Origin of the sequence: Microbacterium rhizosphaerae (assembly GCF_034120055.1) — a bacterium.
In the GTDB taxonomy this organism is placed as follows: Bacteria; Actinomycetota; Actinomycetes; order Actinomycetales; family Microbacteriaceae; genus Microbacterium; species Microbacterium rhizosphaerae.
In genome coordinates this window covers 1,154,095-1,177,920 of the sequence record NZ_CP139368.1, presented here as the reverse complement: position 1 = coordinate 1,177,920, position 23,826 = coordinate 1,154,095, and the positions used below count along the sequence as shown (strand labels likewise).

Annotated in this window: 20 protein-coding genes and 1 riboswitch; of the genes, 14 read left to right on the top strand and 6 right to left on the bottom strand. The window is 71.0% G+C overall.

The genetic code is table 11. The annotated features are described in order from the left end of the window. Position 1 precedes the first annotated feature (1 nt). The 6 genes from SM116_RS05180 to SM116_RS05155 are packed head-to-tail and all read left to right on the top strand — an operon-like array spanning position 2 to position 6,452. Positions 2-1,489, top strand: coding sequence for a fumarylacetoacetate hydrolase family protein (locus SM116_RS05180; RefSeq protein WP_320943390.1), 1,488 nt, complete (start codon positions 2-4; stop codon positions 1,487-1,489). Further along, positions 1,486-2,148 (top strand): GntR family transcriptional regulator, encoded by a 663-nt coding sequence (locus tag SM116_RS05175; protein ID WP_320943389.1) that lies wholly within the window; start codon positions 1,486-1,488, stop codon positions 2,146-2,148. Before SM116_RS05180 ends, SM116_RS05175 begins: the two co-directional genes overlap by 4 nt. Positions 2,149-2,165: 17 nt before the next feature. After that, a complete protein-coding gene (hpaE, locus tag SM116_RS05170) occupies positions 2,166-3,671 on the top strand; it encodes a 5-carboxymethyl-2-hydroxymuconate semialdehyde dehydrogenase (RefSeq protein ID WP_320943388.1) in 1,506 nt (501 codons plus the stop codon). Between the two features lie 29 nt (positions 3,672-3,700). Beyond that, on the top strand, positions 3,701-4,867 hold the full coding sequence (gene hpaD, locus SM116_RS05165) for a 3,4-dihydroxyphenylacetate 2,3-dioxygenase (RefSeq protein WP_320943387.1): 1,167 nt from the start codon (positions 3,701-3,703) through the stop codon (positions 4,865-4,867). Positions 4,868-4,878: 11 nt separating this feature from the next. Further along, positions 4,879-5,664 carry a 2-keto-4-pentenoate hydratase gene (locus tag SM116_RS05160; protein WP_320943386.1) on the top strand — a complete coding sequence of 262 codons (786 nt, stop codon included), beginning with the start codon at positions 4,879-4,881 and terminating at the stop codon, positions 5,662-5,664. Further along, entirely contained in the window at positions 5,649-6,452 is an 804-nt protein-coding gene (locus tag SM116_RS05155; protein WP_320943385.1) for an HpcH/HpaI aldolase family protein, read from the top strand. Before SM116_RS05160 ends, SM116_RS05155 begins: the two co-directional genes overlap by 16 nt. A gap of 78 nt (positions 6,453-6,530) precedes the next feature. Here the strand turns inward: SM116_RS05155 and SM116_RS05150 are convergent, their stop codons facing one another. Further along, complete coding sequence (locus tag SM116_RS05150) at positions 6,531-7,499, bottom strand: TrmB family transcriptional regulator (protein ID WP_320943384.1); 969 nt, start codon at positions 7,497-7,499, stop codon at positions 6,531-6,533. A 116-nt stretch (positions 7,500-7,615) separates the two neighbouring features. Here SM116_RS05150 and SM116_RS05145 point away from each other — a divergent pair, with 116 nt between their 5' ends. The 3 genes from SM116_RS05145 (at position 7,616) to SM116_RS05135 (ending at position 13,053) form a co-directional block, all read left to right on the top strand. Then, complete coding sequence (locus SM116_RS05145) at positions 7,616-11,470, top strand: S8 family peptidase (protein ID WP_320943383.1); 3,855 nt, start codon at positions 7,616-7,618, stop codon at positions 11,468-11,470. A gap of 153 nt (positions 11,471-11,623) precedes the next feature. Then, positions 11,624-12,010, top strand: a complete 387-nt coding sequence (locus SM116_RS05140) for a YciI family protein (protein ID WP_320943382.1) — start codon at positions 11,624-11,626, stop codon at positions 12,008-12,010. 5 nt (positions 12,011-12,015) lie between these two features. Beyond that, positions 12,016-13,053 (top strand): RNA polymerase sigma factor, encoded by a 1,038-nt coding sequence (locus SM116_RS05135; protein WP_320943381.1) that lies wholly within the window; start codon positions 12,016-12,018, stop codon positions 13,051-13,053. Positions 13,054-13,076: 23 nt separating this feature from the next. On the opposite strand, the gene SM116_RS05130 is transcribed toward SM116_RS05135, so the two are convergent. Then, on the bottom strand, positions 13,077-13,553 hold the full coding sequence (locus SM116_RS05130; RefSeq protein WP_320943380.1) for a DUF4188 domain-containing protein: 477 nt from the start codon (positions 13,551-13,553) through the stop codon (positions 13,077-13,079). Between the two features lie 67 nt (positions 13,554-13,620). Between SM116_RS05130 and SM116_RS05125 the strand changes: the two genes are divergently transcribed. Further along, positions 13,621-14,169 (top strand): TetR/AcrR family transcriptional regulator, encoded by a 549-nt coding sequence (locus SM116_RS05125; RefSeq protein ID WP_320943379.1) that lies wholly within the window; start codon positions 13,621-13,623, stop codon positions 14,167-14,169. A gap of 142 nt (positions 14,170-14,311) precedes the next feature. Here the strand turns inward: SM116_RS05125 and SM116_RS05120 are convergent, their stop codons facing one another. Both SM116_RS05120 and glyA read right to left on the bottom strand, forming a co-directional pair. Continuing rightward, positions 14,312-15,193: a bifunctional methylenetetrahydrofolate dehydrogenase/methenyltetrahydrofolate cyclohydrolase gene (locus tag SM116_RS05120; RefSeq protein ID WP_320943378.1), complete on the bottom strand. Its 882-nt coding sequence runs from the start codon at positions 15,191-15,193 to the stop codon at positions 14,312-14,314. Next, on the bottom strand, positions 15,193-16,467 hold the full coding sequence (gene glyA / locus SM116_RS05115) for a serine hydroxymethyltransferase (RefSeq protein ID WP_320943377.1): 1,275 nt from the start codon (positions 16,465-16,467) through the stop codon (positions 15,193-15,195). Before glyA ends, SM116_RS05120 begins: the two co-directional genes overlap by 1 nt. 33 nt (positions 16,468-16,500) lie before the next feature. Next, a riboswitch (ZMP/ZTP riboswitch) is annotated at positions 16,501-16,583 on the bottom strand. Positions 16,584-16,638: 55 nt separating this feature from the next. Here glyA and SM116_RS05110 point away from each other — a divergent pair. The 4 genes from SM116_RS05110 to SM116_RS05095 all read left to right on the top strand — a co-directional run bounded on the left by SM116_RS05110 (position 16,639) and on the right by SM116_RS05095 (position 21,853). After that, a complete protein-coding gene (locus tag SM116_RS05110) occupies positions 16,639-18,291 on the top strand; it encodes a beta-N-acetylhexosaminidase (protein ID WP_320943376.1) in 1,653 nt (550 codons plus the stop codon). After that, positions 18,288-19,451 (top strand): N-acetylglucosamine-6-phosphate deacetylase, encoded by a 1,164-nt coding sequence (locus SM116_RS05105; RefSeq protein WP_320943375.1) that lies wholly within the window; start codon positions 18,288-18,290, stop codon positions 19,449-19,451. The genes SM116_RS05110 and SM116_RS05105 overlap by 4 nt, the downstream gene beginning before the upstream one ends. A 358-nt stretch (positions 19,452-19,809) precedes the next feature. Beyond that, complete coding sequence (locus SM116_RS05100) at positions 19,810-21,390, top strand: sigma-70 family RNA polymerase sigma factor (RefSeq protein ID WP_320943374.1); 1,581 nt, start codon at positions 19,810-19,812, stop codon at positions 21,388-21,390. A gap of 85 nt (positions 21,391-21,475) precedes the next feature. Further along, positions 21,476-21,853 carry a YrdB family protein gene (locus tag SM116_RS05095; protein WP_320943373.1) on the top strand — a complete coding sequence of 126 codons (378 nt, stop codon included), beginning with the start codon at positions 21,476-21,478 and terminating at the stop codon, positions 21,851-21,853. A 64-nt stretch (positions 21,854-21,917) separates the two neighbouring features. Here the strand turns inward: SM116_RS05095 and SM116_RS05090 are convergent, their stop codons facing one another. Beyond that, positions 21,918-22,823 carry a carbohydrate ABC transporter permease gene (locus SM116_RS05090; RefSeq protein WP_320943372.1) on the bottom strand — a complete coding sequence of 302 codons (906 nt, stop codon included), beginning with the start codon at positions 22,821-22,823 and terminating at the stop codon, positions 21,918-21,920. 3 nt (positions 22,824-22,826) lie between these two features. Next, a complete protein-coding gene (locus SM116_RS05085; RefSeq protein ID WP_320943371.1) occupies positions 22,827-23,813 on the bottom strand; it encodes a carbohydrate ABC transporter permease in 987 nt (328 codons plus the stop codon). Positions 23,814-23,826: the final 13 nt, after the last annotated feature.

Genomic DNA, 23,826 nt, shown 5'->3' with positions numbered 1-23,826 from the left:
CATGAGCACGGACAGCCGTTCCAGGGACACGTCGGATCCCCGATTCGCCGCGCTTCCCACCCGCCCGGGGAAGATCATCGCGATCCACCTGAGCTACGCCTCCCGGGCCGACCAGCGCGGTCGGCGCCCCGCCGCCCCGAGCTACTTCTTCAAGCCGTCGAGCTCGGTCGCCGGGACCGGTTCGACGATCGAACGACCCGAGGGCACCGAGCTTCTGGCCTTCGAGGGCGAGATCGCGCTCGTCATCGGCACGCCGGGGCGTCGCATCCCGCCGGCCGACGCCTGGAGCCATGTCGGCTGGGTCACCGCCGCCAACGACTTCGGCCTGTACGACCTGCGTGCGAACGACAAGGGGTCGAACGTGCGCTCCAAGGGCGGCGACGGCTACACGCCCCTCGGTCCGGCCCTCATCGACGCCCGCGCCGTCGACCCCGCCGGCCTGCGCCTGCGCACGTGGGTGAACGGCGCCCTCGTGCAGGACGACACGTCGGCCGGCCTCATCTTCCCTCTCACGCAGCTCGTCGCCGACCTCTCGCAGCACTTCACGCTCGAGACCGGCGACGTCATCCTGACCGGCACCCCCGCCGGCTCGTCCGTCGTGCAGCCGGGCGACGTCGTCGAGGTCGAGGTCGACGCGCCATCGGCGGGACTGTCGACCGGCAGCCTGGTGACCCACGTCGTGCAGGGCTCGGGCGGCTTCGACGCCGAGGTCGGCTCACTCCCCCACGTCGACGACACGCAGCGCGCCGAGGCCTGGGGCTCGCGCGAGGCCGCCGGTCTGCCGGAGCCCGCGCCCGCGCTCACCCCCGAACTTCGCGCGAAGCTCGAGGCCGTCCCGGTCGCGGGCCTGTCGGGGCAGCTGCGCAAGCGCGGCCTGGACAACGTCACGGTCGACGGCGTGCGGCCGATGCATCCCGGTGTCAAACTCGTGGGCACCGCACGCACCCTTCGCTTCGTCCCCGGCCGCGAGGACCTCTTCCAGAGCCACGGCGGCGGCTACAACGCGCAGAAGCGCGCGTTCGACGCCGTCGGCGAGGGCGAGGTCATCGTCATCGAGGCCCGCGGCGAGAGCGGATCCGGCACCCTCGGCGACATCCTCGCCCTGCGCGCCCACGCGCGCGGGGCCGCCGGCATCGTCACCGACGGAGGCGTCCGCGACTACGAGGCCGTGGCCGCGGTCGGCATCCCGGTCTACTCCCGCGGCGCGCATCCCGCCGTCCTCGGGCGCAAGCACGTCCCGTGGGACGTCGATGTGGCGATCGGATGCGGCGGCACCACGATCGAGCCCGGCGACATCATCGTCGGCGACGACGACGGTGTCATCGTCATCCCGCCCGGCATCGCCGAGGAGGTCGCCGACGCGGCCCTCGCGCAGGAGGAGGTGGATGCCTGGATCGCCGATCGCATCCGCGAAGGCCACAAGGTCGACGGGCTCTTCCCCATGAACGCCGAGTGGCGCGCACGCTATGACGCGGAGCGGGAGTCATGAGTACGACGACCGACACCGCCAGCAAGTCCGAGCGCGCCTACGTGTGGATCCGCGAGCGCATCGCACGCAACGAGTTCAGTGCCGGGTACCGGCTCGTCCTCGCCCCCATCGCCGAGGCCCTCGACATGAGCGTCGTTCCGGTGCGCGAGGCGATCCGCCGCCTGGAGGCCGAGGGTCTCGTCACCTTCGAGCGCAACGTGGGCGCACGCGTGACCGTGGTGGACGAGAGCGAGTACGCCTTCACGATGCAGACCCTCGGGCTCGTCGAGGGAGCCGCGACCTCGATGTCCGCTCCCCTGCTCATGCCCGAGGATCTCGACCGCGCGGCGGAGGTCAACGACCGGATGCAGCGCCTCCTCGAGCACTTCGACGCGCACGTGTTCACGCAGCTGAACCAGCAGTTCCACTCCGTGCTGTACGAGCCGTGCCCGAACCCGCACATCCTCGACCTCGTCCACCGCGGCTGGGGGCGCCTGTCGAACCTGCGGGATTCGACGTTCGCCTTCGTGCCCGGGCGTGCACACCACTCGGTCGAGGAGCACACCGAGATCCTCGACCTCATCCGCACCGGCGCCGACCCGCTCGAGATCGAGCTGGCCGCGCGCAACCACCGCTGGCGCACGCTCGACGCCTTCCTCGCCGCGCGCCACGACCACTGAATCCGACAGGAGCACCGATGACCGACAACGCCCACGCGCACGTCCCCGCCGACCTGCCCGACCGCATCCAGCACTACATCGACGGCCGGTTCGTCGACTCCGTCGACGGCGACACCTTCGACGTGCTCGACCCGGTGACCAACGAGGTGTACGTGCAGGCGGCCGCCGGCAAGAAGGCCGACATCGACAAGGCCGTCGCCGCCGCCGCGCGCGCCTTCGCCGATGGCCCCTGGCCGCGGATGCTGCCCCGCGAGCGCTCGCGCGTGCTGCACCGCATCGCCGACATCGTCGAGTCCCGCGACGCCCGGCTCGCCGAGCTCGAGTCGTACGACTCGGGTCTGCCGATCACGCAGGCCCTCGGTCAGGCCCGTCGCGCCGCGGAGAACTTCCGCTTCTTCGCGGACCTCATCGTCGCCCAGGCCGACGACACGTTCAAGGTGCCGGGGCGACAGATCAACTACGTGAACCGCAAGCCGATCGGCGTCGCCGGCCTCATCACGCCGTGGAACACCCCGTTCATGCTCGAGTCGTGGAAGCTCGGACCGGCCCTCGCCACCGGCAACACGGTCGTCCTGAAGCCCGCCGAGTTCACGCCGCTGTCGGCATCCCTGTGGGCCGGCATCTTCGAGGAGGCGGGCCTTCCCCAGGGCGTCTTCAACCTCGTCAACGGACTGGGCGAGGATGCGGGCGACGCCCTCGTGAAGCACCCCGACGTGCCGCTCATCTCCTTCACCGGCGAGAGCCGCACAGGGCAGATCATCTTCGGCAACGCGGCGCCGTTCCTCAAGGGCCTGTCGATGGAGCTCGGCGGCAAGTCGCCCGCCGTCGTCTTCGCCGACGCCGACCTCGACGCGGCGATCGACGCCACGATCTTCGGCGTGTTCTCACTCAACGGCGAACGCTGCACCGCGGGCAGCCGCATCCTCGTGCAGCGCGAGGTGTACGACGAGTTCGTCGAGAAGTACGCGGCCCAGGCGAAGCGCGTCACGGTCGGCTACCCGCACGACCCGGCGACCGAGGTCGGCGCGCTCGTGCACCCGGAGCACTACGAGAAGGTCATGAGCTACGTCGAGATCGGCAAAGGAGAGGGTCGCCTCGTCGCCGGCGGCGGCCGTCCCGAGGGGTTCGAGGTCGGCAACTTCGTCGCACCGACCGTGTTCGCCGACGTCAGCCCGGACGCGCGGATCTTCCAGGAGGAGATCTTCGGACCGGTCGTCGCGATCACCCCGTTCGACACGGACGAAGAGGCTCTGGCCCTCGCGAACAACACGAAGTACGGCCTCGCCGCGTACATCTGGACGAACGACCTCAAGCGCGCCCACAACTTCGCCCAGGCCGTCGAGGCCGGGATGGTGTGGCTGAACTCGAACAACGTGCGCGACCTGCGCACTCCGTTCGGCGGTGTGAAGGCCTCGGGCCTCGGCCACGAGGGCGGCTACCGCTCGATCGACTTCTACACCGACCAGCAGGCCGTGCACATCACGCTCGGCAAGGTCCACAACCCCACCTTCGGCAAGAACTGACCGCCGGATCTCAAAGCAAGGACGCTGACATGACCGACCGCAAAGACATGACCCTCACCTCCTCGGGCTTCTACGTGAGCCAGGAGGCGCCCATCCACTCCGAGAACCCGGTGCCGACCCCCGCGGCCGCCCCGCCGGACGTGCTGCGCTGCGCGTACATGGAGCTCGTGGTCACCGACCTCCTCGCCTCCCGCGAGTTCTACGTCGATGTGCTCGGGCTGTACGTCACGGAAGAGGACGACACCACGATCCACCTCCGCTCGACGGAGGAGTTCATCCACCACAACCTGGTCCTGCGGCAGGGGCCGGTGGCCGCGGTCGCCGCGTTCTCGTACCGCGTGCGCACTCCCGAAGACCTCGACAAGGCCGTCGCGTTCTACACCGAGCTCGGCTGCGACGTGCGCCGCAACCCGCAGGGCTGGACGAAGGGCATCGGCGACTCGGTGCGGGTCGTCGACCCGCTCGGCTTCCCCTACGAGTTCTTCCACCAGACCGAGCATGTCGAGCGCCTCTCCTGGCGGTACGACCTGCACACCCCGGGCGAGCTCGTGCGGCTCGACCACTTCAACCAGGTCACGCCCGACGTCCCGCGCGCGGTCGGCTACATGCAGGACCTCGGCTTCCGCGTCACGGAGGACATCCAGGACGACGAGGGCACCGTCTACGCGGCATGGATGCGCCGCAAGCCCACCGTGCACGACACGGCCATGACCGGCGGCGACGGCCCGCGCATGCACCACGTCGCCTTCGCCACGCACGAGAAGCACAACATCCTCGCGATCTGCGACAAGCTCGGCGCCCTGCGCCGCTCGGACGCCATCGAGCGCGGCCCCGGCCGCCACGGCGTCTCGAACGCGTTCTACCTGTACCTGCGCGACCCCGACGGCCACCGCGTCGAGATCTACACGCAGGACTACTACACCGGCGATCCCGACAACCCGGTCGTCACGTGGGACGTGCACGACAACCAGCGCCGCGACTGGTGGGGCAACCCGGTCGTCCCGTCCTGGTACACCGAGGCGTCGCTCGTGCTCGACCTCGACGGCAATCCGCAGCCGGTCGTCGCCCGCACCGACACGTCCGAGATGGCGGTCACGATCGGCGCCGACGGGTTCAGCTACACCCGACCGGACGAGGGCGACGCATCCATGCCCGAGTGGAAGCAGGGCGAGTACAAGCTCGGCCACCAGCTCTAGGAGGAAACGGGATGCTGTCACCCGATGTCATCGCGCAGATCGCCGAGGAGCTCGCCGAGGCGGGCCGCACGCGCACGGTGATCCCGCGCATCACCGCGCGGTATCCGGATGCGACGATCGAGGACTCGTACGCGATCCAGGGCGTGTGGCGCGACAAGCGTCTCGCCGACGGCCACCGGATCGTCGGGCGCAAGATCGGCCTCACCTCGAAGGCCATGCAGCAGGCGACGGGCATCACCGAGCCCGACTACGGGGTGATGTTCGACGACACGGTGTACGCCAGCGGGTCGAGCATCCCGTTCGACGACTTCTCGAACGTGCGCATCGAGGTCGAGCTCGCCTTCGTCCTCGCGGAGCCGCTCGAGGGCCCCGACTGCACCCTCGAGGACGTCCTGCGCGCGACCGCGCACGTCGTGCCGGCCCTCGAGGTGCTGAACTCGCACATCGAGCTGGAGGGCCGCACGATCGTCGACACGATCAGCGACAACGCCGCCTACGGCGCGATGGTGCTCGGCGACACCCGCAAGCGGCTCGACGAGGTCGACCTGCCGTGGGTGCCCGGGGTGCTCTCGCGCAACGGGCAGATCGAGGAGACCGGCGTCGCGGCGGGCGTCCTCGGAAATCCCGCGGTCGGCGTGGCGTGGCTCGCGAACAAGTTCCACCAGCACGGGGCCAGACTGGAGGCCGGCGAGATCATCCTGGCCGGTTCGTTCACGCGGCCGATGTGGGTGTCCCGCGGCGATACCGTGGTGTGCGACTACGGACCATTGGGGACCATCACATGCCAGTTCACCTGAGCACCACCATCCGCGAGCGGCTCGCCGCATCCGACCGCACGCTCATCGGCCTGTGGGCGTGCTCGGGCTCGCCCCTGGTCGCCGAGATCCTCGCGGGATCGGGCGTCGACTGGCTGCTCATCGACATGGAGCACTCCGCGAACACGCTCGAGTCCGTCCTCGCGCAGCTGCAGGCGGTCGGCGCCTACCCGGTGGCTCCGGTCGTGCGCGTGCCGCACGGCGACGACGTGATCCTGAAGCAGGTGCTCGACATCGGCGCGCAGAACGTCATCGTGCCGATGGTGTCGACCGCCGAGCAGGCCCGCGAGCTCGTGGCCGCCGTGCGCTACCCGCCGCGGGGGCGGCGCGGCGTCGGCTCGTCGCTGTCGCGCTCGGCGCGCTGGAACCGCGTGGAGGGATACCTCCAGGATGCCGACGACCACGTCTCGCTCATCGTCCAGGTCGAGTCGGCCGAGGCGGTGGAGAACGCGGCGGAGATCGCCGCCGTCGACGGCGTCGATGCGGTCTTCGTCGGCCCGGCCGACCTCGCCGCCTCACTCGGGGTGCTCGGGCAGCAGACGCATCCCGAGGTCCTCGCCGCCGTGCAGCGCACGTTCGAGGCCGTCACGGGCGCGGGGAAGCCCGTCGGCGTGAACGCGTTCGACCCGGTCGCGGCCGACGCCTACATCGCCGGCGGGGCGGCCTTCGTCGCCGTGGCCGCCGACGTGTCGATGCTCGCGCGCGGCTCCGAGGCGCTCGCCTCCCGATTCATCCCTGCGCCGGGCGAGAGCGAGCGCGCCTCGTACTGACCGCCGTGGGGCAGGCTCGACGCACGAGGAACCGGGTCGTGCGGTTCGCATCGCCCTGCGTGTTCGAGGTCGTCTGACTCACGCCCAGCCTCGCCTGACCGCTTCGGCACCGAGCTGAATGCGCGTCGTCACGCCGACCTCGTCCATGAGCTCGGCGACCCGCCGCTGCACCGTGCGCAGCGAGACGCCCAGCTGCGCGCCCGCGGCCGCATCCGTGAGCCCGAGCAGCAGGAGCGTCAGCAGCTCGCTGTCGAGCGGCGTGATCGTCCGGTCGCGGACGACGCCCTCGGATGCCGCGAGCACCGGCGCCGACCGCCAGGTCTGCTCGAACGTCTCGATGACGAGGTCGAGCAGCCCGCTCGGGTGCACGAGCAGACCGCCCGAGATCTTGCGCTCGCCCCGCGAGTACATCGGCAGCAGCGCCATCGTGTCGTCCGCGATGAACAGCCGCGTCGGCAGATGCGGGACGACCCGCACCTCCTCGCCGAACGGCTCGAGCTCGCGGACGGTCTCGACGAAGCCCGGCCGCTCCAGCACCGCGCGCTCCGCGACGACGCGGTAGCGGACGCCACGCGCGAGCGCGAGGTCCTCCTCGACGTTGTCCGGCCCGGACACGAGCGCGACGTCCTCCAGGACGAAGACGCACACCTGCTCCTCGGCGGACGCCTGCAGCTGCGCGAGACGCTGGACGACGGCCTCGGGCCCGAGCACGACGTCGACGACGTCGGCCACCTCGCGCTGCGCCGCCCCCTGCCGGTAGAGGTCGCTGAGCTGGACGAGCGCCTCGTGCGAGGCGGCGAGGCGGCGCTCCCGCTCCCGCAGGATCGGCAGCAGGGCGACAGCGGGTGGCGAGGCGACCAGCCGTCCCGGTGAAGAAGCCTGGCGCGCGATGAGACCGAGCTCCTCGAGGTCGTCCAGGATGCGGCGGGCCTGCCGCACCGAGATGGATGCCGCCTGAGCGATCTGCTCCACATCCGCCGACGGCATGCCGAGCACGACGCGGTACACCGCCGTGTGCTCGTCCGCCAGCCCGATGGCCTCCAGCATGTCCGCTCCCCACAGGGTCGATTGGCGGTTAACCGCCTGGGCACATCCCCGCCAGCACTTTATGCCACGGCCGTGTGACGGTGGATTCACCCCTACGAGAGGTGTTCCCGATCCCCATGCCCGCAGCATCCCGATCCCGCCTGCGCGGACCGCGCGCCATCACTGCGCTGGTCTGCGCCACCGCCATCGCCGTCACCGGCATCGGCCTGTCCTCTTCTGCCACTGCCGCGACCGGGAAGGGGCCCTCGGGCGGCGGCACCTCACCCGCGAAGAGCGCCGCGGCCGCGAGCAGGCCCGCCGATCACACGGTCACGCTGATCACCGGCGATCGCGTCCACGTGCACGGGCTGGCCGGCGGGAAGCAGACGGTGGACGTCGACACCGTCACCCCGGGCGCCGGGTACCGCACCGTCGTCGTCAAGGGCGACCTGCTCGTGATCCCCGACGTCGCCCAGCGCTACCTCGCCGCGGGCGTCCTCGACCGCGATCTGTTCAACGTCACCCGGCTCATCGCCGACGGGTACGACGACGCGCACGTGAAGGCCACCCCGGTCATCCTTCAGCTCGGCACGGGCCCGCAGCTCTTCGACGCGGGCGCCGCGGTGCCCGGCATCGACTTGGGCGTGCCCCTCCACAGCATCGACGGCGCAGCCGCGACGGCGGCCCACGCCGACGCCGCTGCGACCTGGACGGCCCTGACGACGGGACCCTCCACGTTCAGCGACAAGCCCACGCTGAGCGGCGGCATCACGTCGATCCACCTCGACGGCAAGGTCAGGGCCACCCTCGATTCGAGCGTGCCGTGGATCGGCGCCCCGCATGCGTGGGCGGAGGGCCTGACCGGCTCAGGCGTCACGGTCGCCGTCCTCGACACGGGCTACGACGACACCCACCCCGATCTCGCTGGTCGCGTGCTCAGCACCTCGACCAGCTTCGTTCCCGGCGAGGAGGTCGCGTCCGACCCGAACGGACACGGCACCCATGTGGCGTCGACGATCGCGGGCACCGGTGCCGCCGACGGCGGCACGCATCGCGGCGTCGCAGACGGCGCCGACCTCCTCGTCGGCAAGGTCCTCGGCGCGGACGGCTCCGGCCAGGACTCCTGGGTCCTCGCCGGCATGGAGTGGGCCGCAGCCCACGCGTCCATCGTGTCGATGAGCCTCACCTCCTCTGTCCCGTCGGATGGCTCGGACCTCATGGATCAGGCTCTGAACGACCTCTCCGCGTCCACCGGCGCCCTGTTCGTCGTCGCCGCCGGCAACGACGGCGCAGCCGAGCACATGGGCTCGCCCGGCTCGGCCGCCGACGCCCTCACCGTGGGCTCTGTGGACGACCCGAGCGGTGCGCTGTCCTGGTTCTCGAACACGGGCCCGCTCGCACGCTCCGCTGCGCTCAAGCCCGACATCGCCGCCCCCGGCAACGACATCACCGCCGCGCGCTCGGCCGACTCTCCCGGCGAGGGCTCCTACGTCACGATGAGCGGCACGTCGATGGCGACCCCCCACGTCGCCGGTGCGGCCGCACTCGTCAAGCAGCAGCATCCCGAGTACACCGGCGCACAGCTGCGCGCCGCGGTCGTGAGCAGCGCCAAGGACGTCGGGCTCAGCTCGTACCAGGCCGGCACGGGCGCCCTCGACGTCGCCACCGCCGTCGACACCCCCGTCATCGCCTCGGGATCCGGCGACTTCGGCATGCTCTCGTTCGGCGCCACCCCGACTCCCGTCACGCGCAAGGTCGAGTACGCGAACCGCACGGCGCAGCCGGTGAGGGTGGCTCTCTCGGCATCCTTCCTCGACAGCACGCCGGGAGCCGGCGGGTCCGACGACTCCCGTGCGCTGACCCTCGACGCGAAGACGCTCGACATCCCGGCCGGCCAGACGCGCTCCGTCTCGATCACCGCCGATCCCGGTGCGGTGAAGGCGGGCACGCAGCACTCGGGGATGCTCATCGCCTCCGTCGACGGGGCGCCGGTCGCGCGCACCGCCCTCGGCCTCGTCACGGAATCAGAACGCTACGACCTCACGCTGACGGCGACCGGCTTCGCCGGCGAGGCGCTGGACGCCTTCCCGACCCTCTACAACTTCGACACGGGCGACTACTACTTCCCCGAGGTGTCCGGCACGATGACCCTGCGCCTGCCGGCGGGCCGCTACTCCGTCACCGCGTTCATGGACGCGAACCGCACACCCGACACGTTGGCCAACGTGTTCGTGGGCGACCCCTCGTTCACCCTCAAGGCAGACAGGACTGTCGCGCTCGATGCCCGCAGGGCCACGCAGGTCACCGTCGACGTCGGGAAGAAGGGGCTCGAGCAGCTGGTCCGCCGTATGGACATCTCGGTCGACGGCTTCTCCAACGGTGCACTCGAGCCGGTGTGGATCGACGAGATGTGGGCGCAGCCGATGGATGCGCCGAGCGCGAAGCACGTCGACTTCACGACGCGCTGGCGCCTCACCCACGCCCGGCTGGATCTGGCCATCGGCGGCACGGCACTGGACGTGATCCCGCAGTACGGCTCCACGCCCCTCGAGGGTCGCCTGCAGTCGACCGCCGTCGCCGCCGGCGACGGCAGCCCCGCTGCTCTCGTGGCCGCACACGCCGGCGGGCAGGTGGCCGTCGTCACCCGCTCGTCGAGCGCCACGCCGATGCAGCAGGCGGCGAACGCGGCCGCGGCCGGTGTGAAGCTCCTCGTCATCGCGAACGACGCCGACGGGGAGTTCAGCGAGTACGTCGGCACCGAGGACGGCGCGACCGTCGGCATCCCCGTCGTGGGAATCAGCGGGGTCCAGGGCCGCGCCCTGCTCGCCGATCTCGCGAAGCATCCGCGTCGGTCGGTCGACGCCACGGGCGAGCCGTACTCGAGCGAGGTATGGGATCTGGTCCGCTACAGCGACGGCGGCATTCCGAGCGACCTCACCTACCGCCCCGGCAAGCTCGCGCGCGTCGACACGACGTTCTACGGGAAGAAGGGCGACCCGATCAGCGAGTTCCGGTGGGACATCGAGCCGACCGGTGTGTACGGCTTCGGCCTGCCCATGCCGATGGAGCGCGGAGTCGTCCGCACCGACTGGGTCGATCCCTCCGTCGGGTGGTCGCAGAGCACGTCGACCATGGTCGGGGGCTGGGTGATCCGCGACGTGCTGCGGCATTACACGGCGGGCGATCGAACGGCCGCCGCCTTTTACGGACCCGTCATCCGACCGTACGTCGGGCAGGGGTATTGGGCGCCGGCGCGCGTCGGCCCCGGCCTCTCGCTCAACATCCCCGGCTGGAGCGACGGCGGCGACGCCCTGCACACCGGATCGCTCGAGATGTCCGAGCCCGTGCCGTCGGGCACGATCAGCACCGACCTCTACGTCAACGGCGAGCTCGTGAAGCAGTCGTCGTGGCCGGACACGAACTACTGGGAGATGCCGGACGGGTCCAGCACGGTGCGCGCGGTGGTGACCACGACGCAGGACGGCACGCTCATGCCGTCGTCCACCAAGACCGTGACGGAGTGGGACTTCACCTCCACCGGCACGTCCGACGACTGGTCGAACGTCCTGCAGCCGCTCATCCAGGCGTACTACGGGGTCGACCTGGATGCATCCGGCACCGCGGGCGCGAACCGGAAGAAGGGCGCCGCCCTGCCGCTGCGCCTCGAGCTCGGACACCTCGCCGGTGCTGCCGGCAGCGGCGCGATCACCACGACGACCGTCGAGATGCGCGTCGCGGGAGGCACGTGGGCCCCTGTGCCGCTCACGCTCGTCTCCCGCGACACGTCCGGGCCCGGCGAGCCGCCGACGGACATCTTCGCCGAGGGGCGCGCGTATGTCGCCGCCTACTCGGCAGCCCTTCCCGTGCCGGATGCCGGCGGATGGATCGACCTCCGCGTCACCGCGTCCGACACGGCGGGCAACAGCTTCAGGCAGGAGATCGAGCGGGCCATCGAGGTGTCCCCCGCGCAGGGCCAAGGCTCTCGCGGCTGAAGGTGGCGGCGACTCTCCCCCCGGAGTCGCCGTCGCAGCGGGTCGGCCGGATTCCCCCCTTCGGCCGGCCCGCTCTCTTGTGAGAGGCTCGTGTCGATCAGAGGTCTGCCGGATCGTCATCATCACGCCAGCATCCCCACGGAAGGACGGATCATGCGATACACGCTTCTCCTGCAGTATGCCGAGATGACGGCGGACGAACTCGACCCCGAGACCCTGGCCGAGGGCATGCGTGCGTTCGACACGTACGCGAAGGCCCTCGACGCCGCAGGCGTGCTGCGCAGCGCCGAGGTGCTGCAGCCCTCTGCCGTCTCCACCACCGTGCGCATGCGTGACGGCCAGCTCGTCGTGCAGGACGGCCCGTACGCCGACACGAAGGAGCAGCTCGGCGGTTCGTTCGTGATCGAGGTGGATGACCTGGATGCCGCGATCGAGTGGGCCTCGAAGGCACCGTCTGTCGCCTGGGGCGCCGTCGAGGTGCGCCCCGTTGCGACGCGTTTCGCCGACGGCGCCTGGCAGGGCGCGGCGCCCGTCCGGTAACCGCCGTGGCGACGGCAGACCTGGAGGCGGCGGGCGCCGCGGAGCGCGCGGTTCGCACGTCGTACGGCCGGCTCGTCGCCCTCCTCGCCGCCGGCACCGGCGACCTCGCCCTCGCCGAGGACTGCCTCGCCGACGCGCTCGAGCGCGCGCTGCGGCTCTGGCCCGAGACCGGCGTACCGGACAACCCGGAAGGATGGCTGCTCACCGTGGCCCGCAACCGACTCCGCGACGTGCTCGGCTCCGCCGCGCGCCGCACGAGCTCATCGCTCGACAGTGCGGAGGCGATGGCCGGCGACGAGGACATCGCCGCATTGCTCGAGCGGGGCGACGCCATCCCCGACCGGCGGCTCGAGCTGATGTTCGCGTGCGCGCACCCGGCGATCGATCCCGCCATCCGGACGCCCCTGATGCTGCAGGCGGTGCTCGGATTCGACGCCGCGCAGATCGCTGCGGCCTTCGACGTCGAGCCCGCCGCGATGGCGCAGCGGCTCGTGCGGGCGAAGCGGAAGATCCGGGATGCCGGCATCCCCTTCGTCGTGCCCACGCGCGCCGACATGCCCGCTCGCACGGCCGCCGTCCTCGAGGCGATCTACGGGGCGTACTCGCTGGACTGGCTCGACCAGCAGGACGTCCGCACCTCGCTCGCCGATGAGGCGCGCTGGCTCGCCGTGCTCACGGCGACCCTTCTGCAGACGGATGCCGAGGCCTGGGGCCTCGCGGCGCTCCTGACTCTCGCGCAGTCGCGGGCACCCGCGCGCGTGGGCGACCCGTGGCCTCCCCTCGACCGGCAGGACACTGCGCTGTGGGATCGCGAGCTCATCTCGGAGGGCGAGGCGCTCCTGCGCACGGCTGCCCGCGTGAAGGGCGACGATGTCCCCGGCCGCTTCCAGCTCGAGGCCGCGATCCAGTCGGTGCACTGCGACCGCGCCCGCACGGGAGTCGTCGACCGGGCCGCACTGCGCACCCTGTACCGCGGGCTCGTCCAGGTCGCACCCACGCGCGGCGCCTTGGAGGCTCTCGCCGCCGTCGAGTCTCAGGACTGACGACGCCCGCGGGAACCGGGCGATCAGCGGCCCATGCGCTGACGGGCCGTGTTGCGGCCGGCCGCAACCGGCACGTGCGCGGTGGCCCGCGCGAGCCCGAACAGCGGCATGTCGCTGTAGACCGTCTCGCTGTGGCCGGCGGGGACTTCGTAGGTCTCGTGCCACACGCCCACATCGCCGCTGCCGGCGAACGTCCGCTGGAACTCGCGCCACGGCTCGAGGTGCGGAGCGTCCCGGTCCGCGGCGAAGCGCTGGAGATGCTCCGAGCTGCGCCAGTACGACAGCAGGATCGTGGTCCGCCCGAACCACTGCTCGAATCCCAGCAGCCCCGCATCCGGATGCGTCATGAGGTGCCGCAGCATGGGCGGCATCCGGCTCGCGATGCGCATCACCCGCCCGAGCCGCCACCAGCGGTTCGCCCGCATCCCGATGAGGAAGACGGTGACGGTCTCGCCGTCGATGTCGGCCGTGTATCGGCCCGGAAGCACCTCTCGACTCATGACACACCCCTTGCGGATTCGATCCATAACATCGTTACGTAACGATGTTACACATACAATGGATGCGATGGCCAGACCTTCCACGTATGACGACGCGCTCCGCGCCGATCTGCTCGCCGCAACCGCCGACGCGGTCGCGGCGGCCGGGCCCGACCGCGTCTCGCTGCGTGAGGTCGCACGCGCGGCAGGCACGTCGACCTCCGCCGTGTACACGCTCTTCGGCGGCAAGGACGAGCTGCTCGTCGCGGTCATCGCCGACGGCTTCGCGTCGTTCGCGGCGTCACAGCGGGATGCCGAGCCCGACGGCCTGCGCGCCCTCGGCGTCGCCTATCGCACGTGGGCGCACGAGCATCCGTCGCTCTATCGCCTGATGTTCGGCGGAGCCCTGGCCTCCTACGAGGGCGAGGGCACGGAGGACGCGCTCGACCCCCTCATCCGCTCGCTCGCCGCGCGCGGGGCTGCGGATCCTCTCGCCGCCGCCCTCACGGTGTGGGCGCATGTGCACGGAGCCGTCAGCCTCGAGTTCGCGGGCGTCTGCCCGCCGCCTGTGGACCCGGACACCGTGTACGAGGGCGTCCTCGACGCGGTCGAGCGGCTCTGGCCGCGGCCCGTGTGAGGTCGGACCGGCGTCGCGTTCCTCGGCATCCTTCGAATCCACGGTGATCCGGCGAAAATCGGGTCCCGCGCGCCAGGCCGCCCGATTTTCGCCGGATTGCCGACAAACCGGCGACGGCGTCACCCGGGGATGCGAGCGCCGCTCAGGCCAGGGTGCGCTCGGCGGCCTCGACGACGTTCGTCATCAGGAGGGCCACCGTCATCGGGCCGACGCCGCCGGGGTTCGGCGAGATCCAGCCCGCGACGTCGGCGACGCCGGGCTCGACGTCGCCGTAGACGCGGGCCTTGCCCGTCTCCGGGTCGATCTCGCGCGTGACGCCGACGTCGAGGACTGCAGCGCCGGGCTTCACGTCCTCCGCGCGAACAAGGTGCTTGACCCCCGCCGCCGCGACGATGACATCCGCCTGCCGCAGGTAGAACGGCAGATCCACGGTCCCCGTGTGCGTGAGGGTCACGGTGGCGTTCAGCACCCGGCGGGTCAGCAGCAGGCCGATCGACCGACCGATCGTGACACCGCGGCCGACGACGACGACATGCTTGCCCTTCAGGTCGTAATCGTTGCGCAGCAGCAGCTCGATGACACCCCGCGGCGTGCACGGCAGCGGGGTGTGGATCGGCCCGTTGACGTTGAGGACGAGCCGCCCGAGGTTGGTCGGGTGGAGCCCGTCGGCATCCTTGGCGGGATCGATGCGCTCGAGGATCGCGTCCGTGTCGAGGTGCTTCGGCAGCGGCAGCTGCACGATGTAGCCGTGGCACGCCGGATCGGCGTTGAGCTCGTCGATGAGCGCCTCGACATCGGCCTGTGCGGCGTCCGCGGGCAGCTCGCGCTGGATCGAGTTCATCCCGACCTCGACGGACTGCCGGTGCTTCATCGCGACGTACAGCTGCGAGGCGGGGTCCGCGCCGACGAGCACCGTCGCGATGCCCGGAACGACGCCGCGCTCACGGAGCGCGGCGACGCGCTCCGTGAGCTCGGCCTTGATCTGCGCGGCGGCCGCGCGGCCGTCGAGGATCTGCGCCGGCATTACTGCTGCAGGCCCGGGTACAGCGGGAAGGCCGCGGTCAGGGCGGCCACACGCGCACGCAGCGCCTCGACATCCGCCCCCGGCTGCAGCGCGAGCGCGATGACGTCGGCCACCTCGGTGAACTCGGCGTCGCCGAAGCCGCGGGTCGCCAGCGCGGGCGTGCCGATGCGCAGCCCCGACGTCACCATCGGCGGACGCGGGTCGTTCGGCACGGCGTTGCGGTTGACGGTGATGTGGATCTCGTGCAGGAGGTCCTCGGCCTGCTTGCCGTCGATCGCCGCGTCGCGCAGGTCGACGAGCACGAGGTGCACGTCGGTGCCACCCGACCGCACTGCGATGCCGGCATCCTTCACGTCCTGCTGCGAGAGCCGCTCGGCGATGATGTGCGCACCTCGCAGGACCCGCTCCTGGCGCTCGGTGAACTCGGGCGTGCCCGCGAGCTTGAACGCCGTCGCCTTGGCGGCGATGACGTGCATGAGCGGACCGCCCTGCTGCCCCGGGAAGACGGCCGAGTTGATCTTCTTGGCGATGTCCTCCTCGTTGGTGAGGATGAAGCCCGAGCGGGGTCCGCCGATCGTCTTGTGCACCGTCGAGGAGACGACGTGCGCGTGCGGCACCGGGTTCGGGTGCAGGCCGGCGGCGACCAGGCCGGCGAAGTGCGCCATGTCGACCCACAGCAGCGCGCCGACCTCGTCGGCGATCTCGCGGAAGCGCGCGAAGTCGAGCTGACGCGGGTACGCCGACCAGCCGGCGATGATCACCTTGGGCTGGTGCTCGCGGGCGAGGCGGGCGACCTCGTCCATGTCGATGACGGAGGTCTCGGGGTCGACGCCGTAGGCGACGATGTTGTAGAGCCGGCCCGAGAAGTTGATCTTCATGCCGTGGGTAAGGTGGCCGCCCTGGTCGAGCGAGAGACCGAGCAGCGTGTCGCCGGGCCGCGCGATCGCATGCAGCACCGCGGCGTTGGCCGTGGCGCCGGAGTGCGGCTGCACGTTGGCGAAGGCGGCGCCGAACAGCTCCTTGGCGCGCTGGATGGCGAGCTCCTCCGCGACGTCGACCTCCTCGCAGCCGCCGTAGTAACGGCGGCCCGGGTAGCCCTCGGCGTACTTGTTCGTCAGCACGGAGCCCTGCGACTGCAGGATCGACACGGGCACGAAGTTCTCGGAGGCGATCATCTCGAGGTAGCCGCGCTGACGCTCGAGCTCCCGCTCGAGCACCTGGGCGATCTCGGGATCGACCTCGGCGAGCGGGGCGTTGAAGAACTGGTCGGTCATGGCTTCCCTTCACGGCTGCGATCGGTAAAAGAACACATCGGCCCAGGCGCGCGGTCGAATGCCGTGAAGTCGCTCCCCGGTGGTGACCACCTCATACGCCAGTCGCGACAAGCCGAGCATAGTCGAAAGGCCACTTGTCCGTCCCGTCGCCTATTTGTTAGGTTTCCTTACATGAAGCGCACCGCGGCGGTCGGTATCGTCGTGCTGGCCGCGGTGGCGCTGGCGGCCTGCACACCCGGCTCCGCCGCATCCCACGCCCCCTCCGAAGAAGGATCATCCGTGACCGCAGTCGTCCCTCTCCCGGCATCGCAGAAGGCGGATGCGTCCGCGAAGCCCTTCACGCTCGGCACGTCGTCGACGGTCCGTACGGAGGCGACGGATGCCGAGGCCACGGCTCGGCTCGCGGTCCAGCTGCTCGGCGCGGCCACCGGACTGCGGCTGCAGACGGCGTCGGGCGCCGGATCGGCGCACGACGTCGTGTTGCGCATCGCGGCGGGCGCGTCGCCCGAGTCCTACACGCTGCAGGCGAGCGCCGCCGGGGTCACCATCACCGGCGCCGACGAGGCCGGCCTCTTCTACGGCGTGCAGACGCTCACGCAGCTGCTGCGAGAGCGCGACGGCACGTGGCAGGCCGAGGCGACGGAGATCTCCGATCATCCGCGGTTCGCCTACCGCGGAGCGATGCTCGACGTCGCCCGCCACTTCTTCCCCGTCGACGTGGTCAAGCACTACATCGACGACGCCTCGTCGCTGAAGCTCAACGTCCTGCACCTCCACCTCACCGACGACCAGGGATGGCGCATCCGGATCGACTCCCGTCCGAAGCTCACCGAGCGCGCCTCGACGACCTCGATGAGCGGCGACCCGGGCGGCTTCTACACGAAGGCCGACTTCGCCGACATCGTGGCCTACGCCGCCTCTCGGCACATGACGGTGGTCCCGGAGATCGACCTGCCCGGCCACACGCATGCCGTCGGCCTCGCCTACCCGGAGCTCGCCGAGGCGCCCGTCATCACCGACGAGATGAAGAAGTTCAACCAGCAGATCCCCGTCGCCGGAGAGCCCTACACCGGCGACGCCGTCGGGTTCTCGTCGCTGAAGATCCACGATGAGGCGACCTACACGTTCGTCGAGGACGTCGTCCGGGAGCTCGCCGTGATGACGCCGGGTCCCTACATCCACATCGGCGGCGACGAGCCGCACAGCATCGCGCCCGCGGACTACCGCCTGTTCGTCGATCGCGTGACGAAGATCGTCGCCGATGCGGGCAAGACGCCGGTCGCCTGGCACGAGGCGGGGGCGTCCACCGGCATCGCCCCGAGCACCGTCGGACAGTACTGGGGCTTCCGGACGCCGACCGACGGCATGGACGATCAGGCACGCACGTTCGTCGAGAACGGCGCGAAGGTCGTCATGTCGCCGGCTGACGCGGCCTACCTCGACATGAAGTACGACGCCTCCACGGCCCTGGGTCTCACATGGGCGAACGGCCCGACGAGCGTCGAGAGGTCCTATTCGTGGGAGCCGACGAAGATCGTCGACGGCATCGGCGAGCAGAGCATCCTCGGGGTCGAGGCGCCGCTGTGGTCGGAGACCCTGCGCACGGCGGACGACATCGACGAGATGGCCTTCCCCCGCCTGGCGTCGGCGGCCGAGATCGCGTGGTCGCCGGCGCCTGCGGCCCACTCGTCGGCGGAGTCCGCCCCCGACGCAGAGCGCACGTGGAGCGGCTTCCGCGCGCGCGTCGGGCAGCTCGGCCCGCTGTGGACGCGCGAGGGCATCCACTTCTTCGCCTCTCCCGAGATCGATTGGGCCGCGAGGTGACGGTCGACCGCGTCATCCACTCCGTCCGTCTCGCGGAGGAGGCGCACGGCCGTGGGGCCGATGGCTGGGTGGCGTTCGACGCCGGGCGGGTGGTGGAGACCGGGGCGGGAGACGGATGGCGCGACCTCGCGCCGCGCGCCGCGTTCGACGGTGCGGGCTTGCTGCTCGCCCCGGGATTCGTGGACATCCACGGCCACGGCGGCGCACGCGTCGCGTTCGACGACGGACCCGCTGCCGTGGCCGCCGCGCGCGCGCTCCACCGGTCGCACGGCACCACCCGGGCCGTGCTCTCGCTCGTCACGGCGACGATCCCCGCGCTGGCGGCGCGGGCCGCGATGGTCGCCGACCTCGCCGAGACGGATGCCACGATCCTCGGCTCCCATCTCGAGGGACCGTTCCTCGATCCGGGGCACAAGGGCGCTCACACCGCGTCCCTGCTCCGCGCACCGACGGCGGAGGACATCGACCTGCTGCTCGCCGCGGGCCGCGGCACCATCCGCCAGGTCACCGTCGCCCCCGAGCTGGACGGCGGCCTCGACGCCGTGCGTCGGTTCGTGGATGCGGGCGTCGCCGTCGCCGTCGGCCACACCGGCGCGGACTTCGAGACCGCGCAGCGCGCCTTCGACGCCGGAGCGACGATCCTGACCCACGCGTTCAACGGGATGGACGGCATACATCACCGTGCCCCCGGACCGGTCGCCGCGGCGCTCGCCGACGACCGGGTCACGCTCGAGCTCATCGCCGACGGCATCCATGTGCACCCGGCCGTCATGCGCCTCGCCTTCGCGAGCGCGCGCACCGCCGACGGGCGTGGTCGCATCGCGCTCATCACCGATGCGATGGCCGCCGCGGGCGCGGGCGACGGCCGCTACGACCTCGGCGGGCTCGCGGTCGACGTCGTCGACGGTGTCGCCCGGCTGGAGGGCGGCGGCTCGATCGCGGGATCGACGCTGACGCAGGATGCGGCCGTCCGCCGTGCCGTGCAGGAGGTCGGTGTGCCGGTGATCGACGCGGTCGAGGCCGCCACGCGCGTGCCCGCCCGTGCCGTCGGCCGCGGCCACGACCTCGGGTCGCTGCATCCCGGATTCCTCGCCGACGCCGTCCTGCTCGACGACGAGGTCGCGGTCAGAGCGGTGTGGGTCGCCGGCGACCCGGCCTGACGGCCCTCACAGGGTTTGCGCTAACTGGGGATGCGCCGGGCCCTCAGCCGGGTCACCGGCGACGGAGTCGGGGCCGGCCGGCTCTCCCCCGAGGCCGGCCGGGCCCCCGCGGACGTGTCATGTGACGTCGCCGCTCCGCACTCCGCCCCCTCACGAATCCCCCCGTTCCGGGGTGCGGTCTCCACCCATGAGACGGGGGATGCCGCGATCCATGACGCGACTTCCCGAAAAAAGTCGGAAAAAGTTCCTGGAGCCCCGAAACGCCCGTGAAGACACGGATCCGGGTTTGCCGTGGCATCCGTCCGACGGCAGAATCGAGGGGTCGCGTCACCCGAACAGCGCGGCCCGCAGAAGGACCATGTCACCGGATGACGCGCCCCCCGCCGCGGCTCATCTCACCGAGTTGAGCGACGGCGATCTCGTGCTGCGCTCGCGCTCTGGAGACGCCTCCGCGTACGGCGAGCTCTGGCGCAGGCACTACCGGTCGGGCATCGTCGTGGCGCGTTCCATCACGTCGAGCATCGACGCCGACGACCTGGTCCAGGAGGCGTACGCACGCATCTTCCAGGCCATCACGCGCGGGGGCGGGCCCACGGGGGCCTTCCGCGCCTATCTCTTCACGAGCATCCGCAACACGGCCGCCGGATGGGGACGCTCCCACAGGGAGACGGCGATCGACGAGCTCGACGCCGTCGAGGATCCCGAGGCGAGTGCGCACGCCACCGACGAGGCTCTCGACCGCAGCCTCACGAACCAGGCGTTCCGGAGCCTGCCCACGCGGTGGCAGGAGGTGCTCTGGTACACCGAGATCGAGCAGATGAAGCCCGCCGAGGCGGCGCCCCTGCTCGGCATGAGCGCGAACGCCGTCGCCCAGCTCGCCGTGCGCGCACGGGAGGGCCTGCGAGAGGCGTGGATCCAGGCGCATCTGCGGTCCATCGAGGACGGCTCCGAGTGCCAGTTCACGATCGAGAAGCTCGGCACGTACGCGCGCGGAAACCTCGGCATCCGCGCGAAGAACCGTGTGGAGGCCCACCTCGCCGAGTGCGCGCGCTGCGCGATCGTCGCGTCGGAGGCCAAGGAGGTCTCGCGCCGGCTCGCCCTCGTGCTGCTGCCACTCGTCATCGGGGTGGGCGGAGCCACGGCCTACCTCGCATCGCTGCAGGGCGGCGGGGCGGCGGTCGTCGCGGTGGCGGGGATGCCGTCATCCGTCATCCCGGGTGCCGTCGTGGCCGGCAACGCGGGGGCAGGAGGCGCCGGCGGCGCCGGCGGCGCCACTGCCGGAGCGGGCACGTCGTCCATGACCGTCGGCGCCGTGGCGGCCGGGATCGCGATAGCCGGCGCCGTCGCGCTCGGGTTCGTGCTGGCGAACCAGCCGCACCCCGCTCCCGCCGATCGCGCGCAGGCCGCGGCTCCCGCCGCCGCACCGCCTCAGACGACGGACTCCGCTGCCTCCGGCACCGATCCCGCTCCGGTCGCGCCCGCCACGGTCTCTCCGCCGCCCGCACCCGCACCGGTCGCGCCGAGGGCGACGGCGCCCGTCGCGTCGGCCCCGGCGCCCGCGCCCGCGCCCGCTCCCGCTCCCGCTCCCGCGTCGGTGTCCACGACCGCCCCGGCGATCACCGCTCCTCCGACGACACCGCCGCCGCCGGTCGCACCTCCCGCTGTCGTGGCCCCGTCACTGATCGGCGTGCAGGTCACGCGCAGCGGCGGCAACACGGTCACGATCACCGCGACCGTCCGGACGAGTCCCGGCGCGACGATCACGGCGACGGCCCGCGGCTTCGTGCGCGGCACCGCGGTCGCCGGGGCCGACGGCATCGCGACGATCGTGATCACACCGAAGGTGTCGGACGTCGTGCAGAACGCGTCCGTGTCGTTCCTCGTGCCGGGTGCGACGACGCTGCAGATCGCCATGGGCGATCTGCTCAGCCGGGCCTGAGCCGCCAGGGGTGCAGCCGACCGGTGCGGCCGACGAAGCACCGCACCCGATCGGCGCTCCCAGCGGTCCGCCGTAGAATCGAACGATGCCCGAGAACCCGCCCCAGAGCGCCCTGCCCGCCGGCACGCGCCCGCCGCTGTCAGCCGTGGACGTCATCGCATTCTTCTGCGAGCTCTTCGCCTTCGGCACACTCGCGTTCTGGGGCTTCGCGGCGTTCGCGCTCCCGTGGAACGTCATCGTCGGCATCGGCGCGCCGGTGCTCGCCATCCTCGTGTGGGCGCTGTTCGTGTCGCCGCGCGCCGTGCTCGCCGTGCATCCGTTCGTCCGGGGGGTCGTCGAGCTGCTGGTCTACCTGGCCGCCACGCTCGCGTGGTGGGGAATGGGCCTCGCCTGGGTGGGCCTCGTCTTCGCGGTGATCGCGATCACCGTCGGCGTGATCGCCGGGCGTCGCCGCTTCGACTGATCCCCGCTTCGCGCTCGAAGCCCCCGGTTATGCGCAGAACCGGGGGCTTCCGGCATCCGCGTCTCTACTTCACGCTGCCCGCGGTGAGTCCGCCCACGAGTCGCTTCTCGATGAGCATGAACAGCACGACGACCGGCACGACGGCGACGACGGACACGGCGAACACGTACTGCCACGACGTCGCATACTGGCCGACGAACTTCGTCAGCGCGACCGAGAGAGGCTGGTTGTCGGCCGTCTGCAGGATGACGAGGGATGCGGCGAACTCGTTCCAGCAGGCGACGAACGTGAAGACGACAGCCGTCACGATGCCCGGCCAGACCAGGGGCAGGTTGATCCGGAAGAGCACGGTGAATCGCCCGGCGCCGTCGATCTGCGCCGCCTCGTCGACCTCCCGGGGGACACCGGCGAAGAAGGCGTGCATGATCCACACGGCGAACGCGAGGTTGAACGCGGCGTTGATGAGGATCATCGCGGTCCACGTGTCGATCAGGCCCATCGCGAAGAACTGGCGGAACAGACCCGACGTGAGCACGGCCGGCTGCAGCATCTGCGTCACGATCACGAGGAACAGGAACACCAGCCGCCCCGGGAACCGGTAGCGCGCCGTGTAGTAGGCAGCCGGCAGTGAGACGAACAGCACGAGGATCGTCGCGCACACCGAGATCACGATGGTCGAGACGAGGTTGTGGAAGAGCGGTGTCTCGGGCGTCGACCACATCGTGAGGTAGTTCTCCCAGTGCCACTCCGTGGGGAAGTACGTGGGAGTGACCGAGCGGATCTGCGCCTGCGTCTTCACCGACCCGAAGAACATGATCAGGTACGGGAGGATGAAGAACAGCGCGACGACGAGCCCGGCGAGCATCCGCCAGAGCATCCGCGACAGGGTGATCTGATCGCTCGTGTACCGCTTCTTGCGGGGCTTCACGGGTACGCCCGCCGCCGGGGCGGGAAGAGTGGTGGCGGTCATCGCTCAGGCCTCCTGCATCGGCTTGACGATCTTCACGTACAGCGCGACGATGCCGATCACGATCAGGAAGGCGACGACCGACAGGGCGCTCGCCACATCGACGCGATGCTGATTCTGGATGTACTTGAAGATGAGGGTCATGAACGTGTCGGCGTCGTATCCCGGTATCGAGCCGGTCATCACCCGCAGGATCGGCAGCGAGTTGAAGACGTTGATGATGTTGATCAGGATGGCGACCGCCAGCGCCGCCCGCAGCTGCGGCAGCACGACCGTGAAGTACGTGCGCGCCGGGCTCGCACCGTCCACCCTGGCGGCCTCGAGCGTCTCCGTCGGCACCGTCGCGAGCCCCGCCAGGATCGTGTACGTCGTGAACGGCAGCGACACGAAGACGGCGACCACGATCGACCACGCGAAGGCCGTCGTCGCGTTCCTCGTCCAGCCGAAGCCCTCCGGGTCTGCGATGAGCCCGATGTCGTAGAGGAGCTTGTTGATGATCCCGAAGTACGGCTCGAGGCCGTAGAACACGACCATCGTCGTCATGACGACGGATGCGGCCCACGGGATGATGACGATCATCCGGACGAAGCGACGGCCGGGGAACGCCTTGTTGAGGATCTGCGCGAGTCCCAGCGAGAGCACGACCGTGACACCCACGACGACCACGACCCACACGATGGTGCGCAGGAAGATCGGCCAGAAGGAGGGGAACGTGAAGACCTCGACGTAGTTGTCGAAGCCCACGGAGCCCTTGTCGATGCCGGCGATGTCGATGCGCCGCGTGGAGTTGAAGAACATGACCCCGGCGGGGAAGAACACGACGCCGAAGATGAGGATCAGGGCCGGGGCGAGCCACGGCAGGGCCGCGACGAGGTCGCGCCCGCCCGGCTTGCGGACGCGGCCGACGGAGTCGGATGCAGCGGCCTTGCCGGAGCGGGGGCGGCCGGTGGCCGCCCCCGCCTGGTTCGGCGACGTCTCGGTGGAGGTGCTCATGCGCGTGTCACCG